General features: G+C 62.7%; 11 protein-coding genes. 9 read left to right on the forward strand and 2 right to left on the reverse strand.

Going from position 1 to position 13,532, the window contains the following annotated elements:
- Positions 1-112: 112 nt before the first annotated feature.
- Genes ACIO0C_RS03930 through ACIO0C_RS03945 form a run of 4 tightly spaced genes read left to right on the forward strand, consistent with a single transcriptional unit; the run spans position 113 to position 5,697 of the window.
- On the forward strand, positions 113-2,017 hold the full coding sequence (locus tag ACIO0C_RS03930) for a sigma-54-dependent Fis family transcriptional regulator (protein ID WP_401308101.1): 1,905 nt from the start codon (positions 113-115) through the stop codon (positions 2,015-2,017).
- A complete protein-coding gene (locus ACIO0C_RS03935; protein WP_401308560.1) occupies positions 2,017-3,735 on the forward strand; it encodes an ABC transporter ATP-binding protein in 1,719 nt (572 codons plus the stop codon). Before ACIO0C_RS03930 ends, ACIO0C_RS03935 begins: the two co-directional genes overlap by 1 nt.
- Positions 3,725-4,402 carry a S8 family serine peptidase gene (locus tag ACIO0C_RS03940; protein ID WP_401308103.1) on the forward strand — a complete coding sequence of 226 codons (678 nt, stop codon included), beginning with the start codon at positions 3,725-3,727 and terminating at the stop codon, positions 4,400-4,402. Before ACIO0C_RS03935 ends, ACIO0C_RS03940 begins: the two co-directional genes overlap by 11 nt.
- Positions 4,399-5,697, forward strand: a complete 1,299-nt coding sequence (locus tag ACIO0C_RS03945) for an FAD-dependent monooxygenase (RefSeq protein ID WP_401308106.1) — start codon at positions 4,399-4,401, stop codon at positions 5,695-5,697. Before ACIO0C_RS03940 ends, ACIO0C_RS03945 begins: the two co-directional genes overlap by 4 nt.
- Positions 5,698-5,834: 137 nt before the next feature.
- Here the strand turns inward: ACIO0C_RS03945 and ACIO0C_RS03950 are convergent, their stop codons facing one another.
- Positions 5,835-7,325 (reverse strand): aldehyde dehydrogenase, encoded by a 1,491-nt coding sequence (locus ACIO0C_RS03950; RefSeq protein ID WP_180203686.1) that lies wholly within the window; start codon positions 7,323-7,325, stop codon positions 5,835-5,837.
- Between the two features lie 429 nt (positions 7,326-7,754).
- On the opposite strand from ACIO0C_RS03950, the gene peaA reads away from it, so the two are divergent.
- The 4 genes from peaA (at position 7,755) to peaD (ending at position 12,315) form a co-directional block, all read left to right on the forward strand.
- Positions 7,755-9,335, forward strand: a complete 1,581-nt coding sequence (gene peaA / locus ACIO0C_RS03955) for a quinohemoprotein amine dehydrogenase subunit alpha (RefSeq protein WP_401308109.1) — start codon at positions 7,755-7,757, stop codon at positions 9,333-9,335.
- An 81-nt stretch (positions 9,336-9,416) separates the two neighbouring features.
- On the forward strand, positions 9,417-10,847 hold the full coding sequence (gene peaB / locus ACIO0C_RS03960; protein WP_401308111.1) for a quinohemoprotein amine dehydrogenase maturation protein: 1,431 nt from the start codon (positions 9,417-9,419) through the stop codon (positions 10,845-10,847).
- 1 nt (position 10,848) lies between these two features.
- Positions 10,849-11,172 (forward strand): quinohemoprotein amine dehydrogenase subunit gamma, encoded by a 324-nt coding sequence (qhpC, locus tag ACIO0C_RS03965; RefSeq protein ID WP_008016081.1) that lies wholly within the window; start codon positions 10,849-10,851, stop codon positions 11,170-11,172.
- Positions 11,173-11,196: 24 nt separating this feature from the next.
- Positions 11,197-12,315: a quinohemoprotein amine dehydrogenase subunit beta gene (gene peaD, locus ACIO0C_RS03970; protein ID WP_401308114.1), complete on the forward strand. Its 1,119-nt coding sequence runs from the start codon at positions 11,197-11,199 to the stop codon at positions 12,313-12,315.
- 136 nt (positions 12,316-12,451) lie between these two features.
- Here the strand turns inward: peaD and ACIO0C_RS03975 are convergent, their stop codons facing one another.
- Positions 12,452-12,853, reverse strand: a complete 402-nt coding sequence (locus tag ACIO0C_RS03975) for a lysozyme inhibitor LprI family protein (protein WP_401308117.1) — start codon at positions 12,851-12,853, stop codon at positions 12,452-12,454.
- Positions 12,854-13,000: 147 nt separating this feature from the next.
- Here ACIO0C_RS03975 and ACIO0C_RS03980 point away from each other — a divergent pair, with 147 nt between their 5' ends.
- Complete coding sequence (locus ACIO0C_RS03980; protein ID WP_401308119.1) at positions 13,001-13,489, forward strand: SRPBCC family protein; 489 nt, start codon at positions 13,001-13,003, stop codon at positions 13,487-13,489.
- The last annotated feature ends 43 nt before the right edge of the window (positions 13,490-13,532 follow it).

Genomic DNA, 13,532 nt, shown 5'->3' on the forward strand with positions numbered 1-13,532 from the left:
CCTGCCGGAACACAAGCGCCGTAAGGCACTTGCCATAGCCCTGACGTTAACGTAAACATTGCGGCAGGGCGCCGTTACAAAAAGGCGCAGGGCGGACGACCCGGAGCGCTTGATGACGCTAATAAAAACAAACTCCCCCAAATTGCACCGCGAAGCCCGGCTGGCCCGGGAAAAACTGCACCTGGAAGGCGAAGTCCCGGACGGCGTCCTGCGCGCGGAAATCGATGCCTCCTGGCGGCGCAGCCTCAGCCATGGCGTGCACTTTAATGCCAAGCACGAGCTGGCGCTGGAATCGAGTGCCAGCGTTGACGTGTTGCTGGCGAGCAATCGCCTGCTGATCGATGCGGCGTTGCCGGCGATCGATTACCTGGCCGAACGCCAGGGCAAGGAAGGGCTGATCATCCTCGCCAACTCCGACGCCACGATCCTCGCCGTCGAAGGTCGCGCCGACCGCCTCAAGGGCAGTGGCCTGCAAGACATTACCCTCGGCGCCTGCTGGAGCGAAGCCGCCCGCGGCACCAACGCCCTGGGCACGGCACTGGTCGAAGCCCGGCCAACCCTGATCGATTGCGGCGAACATTACCTGGATCGCCTCAGTGATTTTTCCTGCACCTCGGTGCCGATTCATTGCCCCCAGGGCGACATCCTCGGCGTTCTCGACCTGACCCGCGAAGGCCCGCTGGGCCGCGCCCACGACAGCACCGCGCTGCTGGCCATGGCCGTCAGCCAGATCGAGAGCCGCGTCTTCAACTCAAGCTATCCGGACGAAATCGTCCTGGCGTTCCACAGTCGTCGCCAGTACCTCGAATCGCCGTGGCAGGGCCTGCTGGCGGTGAGCCTGGGCGGGCAGATTCTCGCGGTCAGCGCCCAGGCCTGTCAGTTGTTGCATGCCGAGCGTTCGGCGCTGGTGGGGCGGCGCTGCGAAGAGTTTCTCGGGGTCGATGGCCTGCAATTGCTGGCACGCCTTCACCAGGGCGGCGTCGGCAGCCTACAGACCGCCAAAGGCGAGTTCTTCTATAAGACCCTGCGCGCGCCGCAGCGAACCCTTAACGTCGGAACTCCGCCACGCAGCCCGGCAAAAACCGCGAAGGCACAACCGGACCTTGAGTCCCTGGCCGGCAGCAACGCCCGGTATGCCCGTGCCCTGCGCATGGCCCGACAAGGCCTGGCCAACCAGTTGCCGGTATTGTTGCTGGGTGAAACCGGCACCGGTAAAGAAGTCATTGCCCGCGCCCTGCACATGGCCGGCAGCCGCTGCGACAAACCTTTCGTCGCGGTCAACTGCGCGGCGATCCCCGAAGGCCTGATCGAGTCGGAACTGTTCGGCTACCGCGAGGGCGCGTTCACCGGTTCGCGCCGGGGCGGGATGGTCGGCCGCCTGCAACAAGCCCACGGCGGCACCTTGTTTCTCGATGAAATCGGCGACATGCCGCTGGCCTTGCAGGCGCGCCTGCTGCGTGTGTTACAGGACCGCAAGGTCGCACCACTGGGCGCCGGCGAAGAGCAGGACATCGACGTCGCGCTGATCTGCGCCACCCACCGCGACCTCAAGCGCCTGGTGCAGGACAAGCACTTTCGCGAAGACCTGTTCTACCGGGTCAACGGCATCAGCGTGATGCTCCCGGCGCTGCGCGAACGCGAGGATTTCAGTGCGCTGGTCGGCCGACTGCTGGCCAGGCTCGACGCGCCGAACGTGGTCCTGCACGACGACTTGAACCACTTGCTCGAGGGCTATCACTGGCCGGGCAACATCCGGCAACTGGAGATGGTCCTGCGCACCGCGCTGGCCATGCGCGAACCGGGGGACACCGTGCTCACCCTCGACCACTTGCCCGACAGCATGCTCGACGAGCTCAACGCCGGCGAACGACCCCAGGCCGGCAGTATCCGGGAAAACGAACTGGAGATGATCCGCCAGTCCCTGGACAGCCACCAGGGCAACGTCTCGGCCGCGGCCGACGCCCTGGGCATCAGCCGCGCCACCCTGTATCGCAAGCTCAAGCAGTTGCGCCCGTGATGCAGCGCCTGATCGTGCGGCTGATCGACAGCCAGAACCCCGAGGCCCTGCAAGCCGCGTTGCGCTGGCTGTACAGCTTCGTGCGCCCGCACCGCCTGGCGATTGCCGGGCTGCTGGGCCTGTCGGTCTGCGCCTCGGCGTTGGTCCTGGTGCAGCCGTGGCTGACCAAGTTGCTGATCGACGATGGCCTGCTGGCGCGCAACTTCCCGATGCTGGTACTGATCGCCGGGCTGATGATCGTCGCGGGATTGCTCGGCACGGCGTTGTCCGGGATCAATCGTTACCTGCACACGCGCTTGTCGGGGCGCATGCTGTTTGCCCTGCGCGATGATCTGTATCGGCATTTGCAGACCCTGTCGCCGAGCTTCTACGGCCAGCGGCGCATCGGCGACCTGATGTCGCGTCTCGATGGCGACGTGGCGGAGATCCAGCGCTTTGCCGTGGATTCGTTGTTCTCGGCGGTGTCCAGCGTGATCGGCCTGGTGGTTGCCGTGGCCATGCTGCTGACGCTGTCATGGAAGCTGTCGCTGCTGGCGTTGGTGCTGATTCCCCTCGACGTGCTCTGGCTGCGCTGGATGCGGCGCAAGGTCGAGCGCGATGTGCGGCAGTTGCGTGAACGCTCGGCGGACATGTCGTCGTTCATGGTCGAGACGTTGCCGGTGATGAAGTTCATCCAGTCCGCCGGCCAGCAACAGCGCGAGGCGCGCCGGCTGGAGAGTCTGGGCCAGGGCTACATGAGCCAGTTGCTGCGCCTGCAGGTCACCGAGTTTTTCACCCAGGCGGTGCCGGGCACGCTGACTTCGCTGTCGCGCGCCTGTGCGTTCCTGATTGGCGGTTATTGGGTGGTGCAGGGCACCTGGCAGTTGGGTGCGCTGATCGCCTTTTCCACGTACCTGGGCATGGCCGTCGGGCCGGTTCAAAGTCTGCTTGGGCTTTATGTGGCGATTCAGCGCATGACTGTCAGCCTAGGGCGGGTGATGGAGCTGCGCGGCGAAGAAGCGACCGTACTGACACCCGAAGCACCGAAAGCGATGCCGAGCTCTGGCGAGCTGCGCTTCGATGACGTGCACTTCAGCCATCCCGGTCGTCCGACCACCCTGCGCGGCATCGAGGCGCGGATTCCCTACGGTTTGAAAGTCGCCCTGAGCGGCGGCTCCGGGGTCGGCAAGTCGACCCTGATCGATCTGCTGCAACGCCACCACGACCCGCAGTCCGGGCGGGTGCTGCTGGGGGACGTGGATGTGCGCGAACTCGACCTGTTCGAGTTGCGTCGGCGCATTGCCGTGGTCAGCCAGGACATCGTGCTGTTTCGCGGCAGCCTGGCCGATAACCTGGCCTACGCCGTGCCGGACGCCAGCCGTGAAGCAATCGCCGAAGTCGCGCGGCTGGCGCAACTCGACAGCCTGATCGCGACCCTGCCCGAGGGCCTCGACAGCCCGTTGGGGGAGCGCGGCCAGCAGTTGTCCGGCGGGCAGAAACAACGCATCGCCATTGCCCGCGCCTTGTTGCAGGACCCGCTGATCCTGGTGCTCGACGAGGCCACTTCGGCGGTGGACGAAGCCACCGAGCGCGAAGTGATCGAAGCTATAGATCGGCTGTTTGCCGGGCGTACGCGCATCCTCATCAGCCATCGCCCCTCGACCCTGGCCGATGCCGACCTGCGCTTTGAATTGCTCGACGGCGTACTGGTGTTGAAAACGGTGCTGCATGAAGCCTGAGCTGCGAATAGGTGTAGTGGACAGCGGTCACTCGGCGGCGCAACGGGTGCAAGTCCTCGCCGGCCGGCGTTTTTCCCTGGTGGAAGATGGCTTGGTTGAAAGCGACTTGCGTGATGATCCGCTGGGCCATGGCAGCGCGGTGATCGAAGCCATCGGCCGGCGTGCACCCTCGGCCCTGTTTTGCGTGGCACAAGTGTTCGACCGGCGCGGGGTGACCAGCGCCTTGCAGATCGCAACGGCCATCGACTGGCTGGTGGCGCAGGACGTGCGCTTGATCAATCTGAGCCTGGGCCTGCGTCAGGATCGCAGCTTGTTGCGCAGCGCTTGTGCGGCGGCCGTGGAGCGGGGTGTGCTGCTTTGCGCCTCCAGCCCGGCCCAGGGTGAAGGGGTGTTTCCGGCGAATTACCCACAGGTGCTGCGGGTGACCGGCGATGCGCGCTGCGCCGAACTCGAATGGTCATGGCTCGACAGTGCCCAGGCGGATTTCGCCGCGTGCGTGCATGGCACTTATCCGGGGCAGTCCGGCGCCAGTCTCGGTTGTGCGGCTTTAAGCGGGCACATCGCGGCTTTTCTGGAGGCACAGCCTGAGGCGAGCAACGAGCGGATCATTGAGTATTTGCAGAAAAACGCCCGGTATCGCGGCCCCGAACGGCGTGTAGGGCCATGACCTCGATAGTGGTCCTGGGCGCAGGGCCCGCGGGCGCGGCGGTAGCCCTGGGGCTGCGGCGACTGGGGTATGCGGTCACGGTGGTCAGCGAATGGCGCCGCTTTGCCGCCCTCGAAGGTGTTTCCCAGCGAGTGCTGGAGGCGTTGCGCGGCGTCGGGCTGCATCAGGCGCTGTCAGATGCAGTGTTACCCTCGCAACGGCAGGTGAACTGGAACGGCCAGCAGCACGCGCAAAACGTCGAGTTCCTGCTCGACCGTCCGACTTTCGATCGCGGCCTGCGCGAAGCGTTGCGCCTGGCCGGGGTTGAGCTGATCGAAGGTCGGGTGTTGTCGGTTCAGGCACTCGCGGGCGGTCATCGAATCGAGATGGACGGTGACCAGTCAGTGGTTGCAGACTTTCTGGTGGAAGCCCGCGGCCGCCAGGCACCTGCCCTCGGCAAAGGCTTGCGCGGGCCGGAGACGGTCAGCCTGCTCAATCGCTGGCAAGGGGCGCCGGGCACCACCGCCAGCGCCGTGGAAAGCCTCGAGGACGGCTGGGCCTGGATGGCGCGGCGGGCCGACGGCCAGTGTTATTGGCAATGGACCGTGGACGTGGCCAGCGCCGCTCTGCCGGGCAAAGCCCGACTGCTCGAGTACTGTCGACAGCGGCGCCAGGCATCGTTGTTCGCCCAGGCGTTTTTCGGCGAAGACCCGGAGGTAGATTTGCAACTGCACGCCCGCAGCAGCACGGCGATTCTCAGCCCGCAGGTGTGCGGTGACAACTGGATTCGGGTCGGCGACGCGGCGATGGCAGTCGATCCGTTGTCGGGCAACGGCATCTTTCAATCCCTGTCCTCGGCGCTGCAGGCGCCGACGGTGATCAACACCCTGCTGCGTAAACCCGAGCGCGCGGCGCTGGCCTGGCGTTTTCATCAACAGCGGGTAGAGCAGCTGTTTCTGCGGTTTGCACGGATAGGTCGGGATTTTTATGCCGATGAACAGCGCTGGCTGGCTCAACCATTCTGGCAGGCGCGGCGGCAATGGCCGGATACCGAGGTGGCCCATGCCGAGGCGGATTTCAATGCGCTGAAAATCGAGCGTGCGCCGGTGCTGCGTGACGGGTTTGTCGATGAGGCCGAGGTGGTGATCACCGCGGATCAGCCGTTGGGGATCTGGCATGTGCAGGGGGTGGAGTTGGCGCCGTTGGTGCGGCGGTTAATGTGCCGTGAGCCGGCGGAGCAGGTGTTGGCGGGATTGACGGTGGAGCAGGGGCGGATGGTCAGGAGCTGGTTGTTGGCTCAGGGGTTCAAGCCCTGAATTGTGGTGACTGATCTGGCCCTATCGCGGGCAAGCCCGCTCCCACAGTGATTTGTGTGATGCCGAAGATTGCAGCTACACAACAAAAACCTGTGGGAGCGGGCTTGCCCGCGATGGCGGCCGAAAGGTCGCCGCTATTACAGCTTGATCAACACCGACTTCAACTCGGTGTAATGCTCGATCGCCGCATACCCCATCTCGCGCCCGACCCCCGACATCTTGTAGCCACCAAAAGGCAACGCCGGGTCCAGGGCACTGTGGCAGTTGACCCACACTGAGCCGGACTTGATCCGCGGGATCATCCGGTGCACCGCCGCCAGGTCATTGGACCAGATGCTCGCGCCCAGCCCATAAGGGCTGTCATTGGCCATGCGCAGTGCATCGGCTTCGTCATCGAAGGGAATCGCCACCAGCACCGGGCCGAAGATTTCTTCCTGCACCAGCGAATGCTTTTGATCGACGTCGACGATCACCGTCGGCTTGACGAAAAAGCCCGGCCCGAACTGCTCGCCACCGCAGGCGATGGTCGCGCCGCTTTCGCGGCCCTTTTCGATGTAGCCGTAGACCCGCGCCTGCTGGCGCGCGGAAATCAACGGGCCCATCTCGACGCTCGGGTCCAGGCCGTTACCCAGTTTCATGGCGTTGGCGATATCGCTGATGTCCGCCACCACATTGTCAAAATGCTTGCGCTGCACATACAGGCGCGAGCCGGCGCAGCAGACCTGGCCCTGGTTGAAGAAAATCGCGCTGGCGGCACCGGCCGCGGCGGTCTTCAGGTCGGCATCGGCCATCACGATGGTCGGCGATTTGCCGCCCAGTTCCAGGGTGACCCGGGTCATGGAATCCATGGCGATCTTGCCGATCTGCTTGCCCACGGCGGTCGAGCCGGTGAAGGTCAGCTTGTCCACCAACGGGTTTTGAGTCAACGCCGAGCCTGCGGTGATGCCGGTGCCGGTGACCACGTTGAACACGCCCTCGGGGTAACCGGCCTCAAGGACCAGCTCGGCGAGTTTCAATGCGGTAAGCGGGGTTTCGTCGGCGGGTTTGAGCACCACGGTGCAACCGGTGGCCAGGGCCGGGCCGAGTTTCCAGCAGGCCAGCAGCAGCGGGAAGTTCCAGGCGACGATGGCGCCGACCACACCCACCGCTTCGCGGCGGATGAAACTGTGGAACTGGTCGTTGGGCATCAGTGGTGCCGAAACGTCGACCGTGGAGCCTTCGATCTTGGTCGCCCAACCGGCCATGTAGCGCAGGAAGTCGATGGACAACTGCACGTCCATCACCTGGGCGACGGCGGCGCTTTTGCCGTTGTTCAGGCATTCCAGTTGCGCCAGGAGCTCGGCGTCGCGCTGCATCAGGTCGGCCAGTTTCCACAACAGGTTCTGCCGCTCCCGGGGGCGGGTGCGGGTCCAGGCCGAGTCATCGAACGCCTGGCGGGCGGCCAATACTGCGCGGTCGACATCTTCCGGTGTGGCCCGTGGCACCACGCACAGCACTTCACCGGTGGCGGGGTTGTGCAAGGGCATGGTCTGGCCGTCGGCGGCCTCGACCCAGTCGCCACCGATGAGCATGCGCGGGGCGCGCTGGATAAATGCCGAAGTGGCGGGAAGCAGGTTGGGAAGCGACATGATGAAACCTCGTCTTGTTCGTGTGGCGAGGTCTTTCGCAATGGCTGTGCCAGTTGTGGTTTTTTGGGGGGAGGGCTTGATTCGACGGGTTCGGCAGCCCTTTTCCAAATCGCAAATGACATCGACAAACGTCGCAATTTGCGACGGCGTGAGACATTCGCAACACCTCGCCCTGTAGGCGCTGTGCTTGTCTCAGGTTGCAACACTTGTCGCGAATTTAAACGTGTAACCCGGATGGCGGCCCCGGAAAAAATCTGATCATTACCCTCAAATCATTGATTAATCGAGATATTCACAAGCTGGCACGCTCCGTGTATTGCTCATCGCAGACGTTTCTCCTGCCTCCGTCAGCGGCTTGCCGCCGGCGGCAGAAACCCGGAAAACGAAAAGCCACAAAAATAAGAAAGCACCGTGCGAGGTTCGACGTTGATGAAGAGAAAACTCCGTTCAGGCATGAGCGCCAGTCTGCTGGCCATCGCAGCTTGCGTGGCCCTGCATTCGCCTCACAGCCTGGCAGCCCGCGACGCCCAGACCATCCTCAAGGAAACCTGTCAGGGCTGTCATACCCCAGAAGCCGATAACGCCCTGAGCCGCATCAGCCATCAGCGCAAGACGCCGGAAGGCTGGCTGATGAGCATCGCGCGGATGCAGACCATGCACGGTTTGCAGATCAGCGATGAGGATCGCCGCACGCTGGTCAAGTACCTGGCCGACACCCAGGGCCTGGCGCCCAGCGAAACCGACGGCGTGCGTTATGCGCTGGAGCGCCGGCTCAACACCGTCGAGCAGTTCGACGACCAGCACAGCCAGATGTGCGGCCGCTGCCACTCCGGTGCACGGGTCGCCCTGCAACGGCGTCCGGCCCAGGAGTGGGAGCGCCTGGTGAACTTCCACCTCGGCCAATGGCCGTCCCTGGAATACCAGGCGCTGTCCCGCGACCGCGACTGGTTCGACCTGGCCCGCAAGGAGATGGTGCCGCTGTTGGCCAAGCGCTATCCGTTGGACAACCCGGCCTGGAAAAAATGGCTGAGCACCGCACCCAAAAGCGAGGCGCTGGTGGGTGACTGGAGCTTCAGTGGTCACTTGCCGGGCAAAGGTGAACTGGCCGGTGTGATGAGCGTGAGCGCCGATGGCAGCGACACCTTCAAGGTCAGCGTCAAAGGCCAATACGCCGATGGCACGCCGTTCAACGGTGACGGCAGTGCGATTCTCTATACCGGCTACGAATGGCGCGGCAATGTGAATATCGACGGCGTGACCATGCGCCAGGTGTTCGCCGCCCAGGGCAACGCCATGCAGGGCCGGATGTTCGAGGCCGAGCATGATGAGCGTGGACTGGACTTCGTCGCCGCCAAGCAGGGTTCCCAGCGTTTGCTGGCGGTGCAGCCGGGTTATGTGAAGGCCGGCAGCGAAAGCGAAGTCACCCTGATCGGCAGCGGCCTGAGCGGCAAGCCGAACTTCGGCAAAGGCGTGGAAGTGCTTGAAGTCGTCGAGCAGAGTCCGGAACGAATCAAGGTCAAGCTCAAGGCCGCTGCCAATGCCCAACCGGGCTTGCGCGCGGTCACCGTCGGCACGCTGAAAGGCCCGAGCCTGTCGGTCTACAGCAAGATCGACCAGGTCAAGGTGATACCGGAATTCTCGGTGGCGCGGATCGGCGATGGCGGTGGTTCGACGCCGAAAGTGCAGGGCCGTTTCGATGCCGAAGCCTGGGGCAAGGGCACCGATGGCAAGCCGTATCGCATCGGCGTGTTCCCGGCGCAGTGGAAGGTCGAGGCCTTCGATGATCGCGCCAAGGAAGACGAAGACGTCAAGTTCGCCGGCACCATGCAGGCCGACGCGGGCGTGTTCACCCCGGGCGATGCCGGGCCGAACCCGGCGCGCAAAATGTCCACCAACAATGCCGGCAACCTCAAGGTGATCGCCGCCGTCGACGACGCAGGGAAATCCCTGACCGGCGAAGGCCACATGATCGTGACCGTGCAACGCTGGAACAATCCACCCATTCCTTGAGTGAACTGAACGCCAGAGCTTCAGACACTTTTTCGGAATGATCGCAAGCCCCTGAACCGGGGCCTGCACAGGAGGTTGGCAATGGGCGCTATCTTGAATCTGGTCGAACGCAACCTGCACGAAGTGCAGGTCGATGCCGACCGCATGCTGTTTCACATCCCCAGCAGTTCGCTGTTCGCCAGCGATGAACTGACCGGGACCATCATCGATACCTTGCGCGGCCCGGGCTGTTCGTCGGACGACCTGATCCAGCGCCTCGCCGCGCGTTTCAACGGCGAGGAAATCACCGAGACCCTGCGCGAGCTGATGGCCCTGGAACTGGTCAGCGACGGCTCGCCGCTGACCCCGGACATCGCCACCAAGCGCGTCGAGCGCACCGCGATCAATACCGTGGTGCTCAACGTCAACACCGGCTGCAACCTGAGCTGCACCTACTGCTACAAGGAAGACCTCGACAAGCCGTCGGCGGGCAAGAAAATGGACGTCGAAACGGCGATCGCCTCCGTGGAGATGCTGCTGCGTGAATCCCCGGACGAAGAGCGGTTTACGGTTGTGTTTTTTGGTGGAGAGCCGCTGAGCAATCGCAAGCTGATCGAGTACATGGTCGACTATTGTGAAAAGCGGTTTGCCGAGGCCGGCAAGTTCGTCGAATTCGTCATGACCACCAACGCCACGCTGCTCACCGAAGAAACCGTGGACTACCTCAACGCCCACCGCTTTGGCTTGTCAGTGAGCATCGACGGGCCGAAAACCGTGCACGACCGCAACCGCATTACCGTGGGCGGGCAGGGCACCTACGACGTGGTGCGGCGCAAGGCCCAGATGCTGCTGTCGCGCTACAACAGCCGTCCGGTGGGCGCGCGGGTGACCCTGACCACCGGCGTCACCGACGTCGAAACCATCTGGGACCACCTGTTCAACGAACTGGGTTTCGCCGAAGTCGGCTTTGCCCCGGTGACCTCCGGCGACATCAGCAGCTTCAACCTCACCAGCGATGAACTGGTGCAGGTGTTCGCCAACATGAAGGCACTGGGTCGCCGTTATCTGGAAGCCGCATTGGAGCACCGCAACATCGGTTTCTCCAACCTGCACCAGCTGATCACCGACATCCATGAAGGCCACAAGAAAGCCCTGCCATGCGGCGCGGGCCTGAAGATGCTGGCGGTGGATCACAAGGGCGAGCTGAACCTGTGCCACCGCTTTACCGGTTCGAGCCTGCCGACCTTCGGCAATGTGCACAGCGGTGTGAAACAAGTGGAGTTGAACGACTTCCTGTCCCAGCGCCTGGACCGCACCAATACCGGCTGCGAAGACTGCCAGATCCGCAACCTGTGCTCCGGCGGCTGCTACCACGAGAGCTACGCCCGCTACGGCGACCCAACACACCCGACCTATCACTATTGCGAACTGATGCGTGACTGGGTCGACTTCGGCATCGAGGTCTACACCCGGATCATGGCCCATAACCCTGCGTTCATCAGCAGCTACATCACTCCGCGCAAGGCTCACTGATATGAAACATCTCAAGGCAATCAATAACAAAGCGTTGAAGCTGGATCAGGCCGCGGATGAAAACCGCATTGAAGAAGTGGTGGCGATGAGCTCCGTGGCGGGCTGCGCGTCGACCACCGACCCGGGTTGGGAAATCGATGCGTTTGGCGGTGTGTCGTCGCTGTGCCAGCCGATGGAAGCCGATCTGTATGGCTGCTCCGATCCGTGCTGGTGGCCGGCCCAGGTGCCGGACATGATGAGCACCTACCCGGACTGGAACAAGGATGCCCAGGCGTCCAATGACAACTGGCGCAACCTCGGCACTGTCTTCCCGAAAGACAAGTGATCAGATAACAAGAAGGATTCCAGCATGCACAGCATCAAAGCCTGCGGCCTGGCCGCGTTCGCCGTCCTCAGCAGTTATGCGGTCAGTGTCCTGGCCGATGAAAGCACCGCACTTCAAACCGGTCACGAATACATGGTGACCACCAATTACCCGAACAACCTGCACGTGATCGACCTGGCCACCGACACCTTGTACAAGACCTGCAAGATGCCCGACGCCTTCGGTCCTGGCAGCGTGCAATTGTCGCCGGACCGCAAGACCGCCTACGTGCTGAACAACCACTACGCGGATGTCTACGGCGTCGAGCTGGACAGCTGCAAGCAGGTGTTCCACGCCAGCATCACGCAGAAACCGGGGGAGAAAGCCAAGTCCATGTTCGCCTTCACCGTCAGCCATGACGGCAAGGAGCTGTACACCATCGCCAATCCAACGCTGATGATGAACGATCGCTACGAAGTGCAGCAGCCACGGCTCGACGTGTACAAGACCGACGCCGGCATGGACGCCAAGCCGGTGCGCAGTTTCCCCGCACCGCGCCAGCTGACCATCATGCAGAGCGGTGACGACGGCACGCTGTACGTGGCCGGGGCGGATATCTACAAGGTCAATGTGCAAACCGGCAAGTTCGACGTGCTGATCCCCAGCCGTCACTGGAAACGCCCAAACTACAGCGCGCCGGACGTGCTCTACGTGTGGAACCAGCAAACCTACCGGCATGATTTTTCGCTGCTCTACACCGCGGCGAAATTCAAGGACAAGAAGCAGGACCCGGCGACCGCGCAATACCTGTACGGCCTGTTCAGTGTCGACCTGAAGACCGGCAAGACCGAAACCACCGACTTCGGCCCCCTGACGGAGATCTACTTTAGCGGCATGCGCTCGCCCAAAGACCCGAACCTGATGTTTGGCGTGCTCAACCGCTTGGCCAAGTACGACATCAAGGAGAAAAAAATGCTGCAGGCGGCGACGCTCGATCACTCCTACTACTGCATTTCCTTCAACAAGGACGGCAGCAAGATCTACCTGGCCGGGACCTTCAACGATGTGGCGATCTTCGATGCCGACAGCTTGAAGCAGGTGGGCAAGATCAAGTTGCCGGGTGGGGATATGGCGATCACTACGGCGCAGATTTTTGTGCGGTAATTGCGGCGCCTGAACTGACGCTATCGCTGGCGAGCCAGCTCCCACAGTGGTTGGTGTTGAATGCAGACCCGCGTTTCAACCCGGTACCTGTGGGAGCTGGCTTGCCAGCGATGAGGCCCTAAAAAACACTGCACAATCAAACCCCCGGCACCGGACACCCCAAATCCCCCTCCTGGCACTTCAGGTAAGTCTTGAACGTCTCCACCCGCGCCTTGGTCAATTCGGTCACGCAATTGCTGTAGATCAGCGGATAAACACTCCCACCCTCCACCCCGGACGCCGAAAACTTGCACTCGGCATCGCGAAAGCCGATCCACGAGCGCTGTGCGCCCACCAGCAGTTTCCTGCTGTCGGGGTTGCCCTTCAATCGTGCGGTGATCTGCTGATAAAGCGCATTCAACTCCTTGTCCGCCGTCGCGTGCTGCTGCGCTGCGCACTGGTTCATCGTGGCCTGGTCGCTGGCGTTGTCGCAGTCGGCGGCCTGGGCCAAGGGAGTGAACAGCAAAGGTGTCAGTGCCAGGAGAAAGCGTGAGTACATGGGGAAGACTCGCTGTGACAGGGGAATTGGGGGGCAGTGTAGCGATGCAAAGGCGGCGATTTCGACAACGGACAGCGGCTTGATACAACTTTCAGGCTGGACATGTTGTCTTAGAGGCCTACTGTTGTTCATTACAGGAGGTGACGTATGAAACCAGTACCCAACAGTTTTGAACGCAAAATCATGCTCAAGTCGCCCCGCGCCCATGTGTGGCGCGCTTTGGTGGATGCCGAGGCGTTCGGTCAGTGGTTCGGCGTTGCGCTTGAAGGCCGGCGGTTCATCGCCGGCGAGTGGACGCAGGGGCAGGTTACGTATCCCGGTTATGAACATGTATTGTGGAACGTGCTGGTCGAGCGGGTCGAGCCGCAGCAGCTGTTTTCCTTTCGCTGGCACCCCTACGCGGTGAATCCCAGGATCGACTACTCCCAGGAACCCACCACGTTGGTCAAATTCGAGCTGCAGGATTACGAAGACGGCACCTTGCTCAAGGTTTCCGAGTCAGGTTTCGCTCACATTCCCGACATACGCCAGAAGGAGGCGTATTACATGGACAGCCGTGGCTGGGAAGAGCAATTGAGCCGACTGGAACAATTCCTCATTGAAAACGCCAAGGCCCGCGAGCGTGGGAGTGAGTGATGGCAGTACAGCTATAGCGAATGTCTTACACGCGGTTACAACT

It is taken from the genome of Pseudomonas sp. NPDC087336 (genome assembly GCF_044744285.1).
GTDB lineage: Bacteria > Pseudomonadota > Gammaproteobacteria > Pseudomonadales > Pseudomonadaceae > Aquipseudomonas.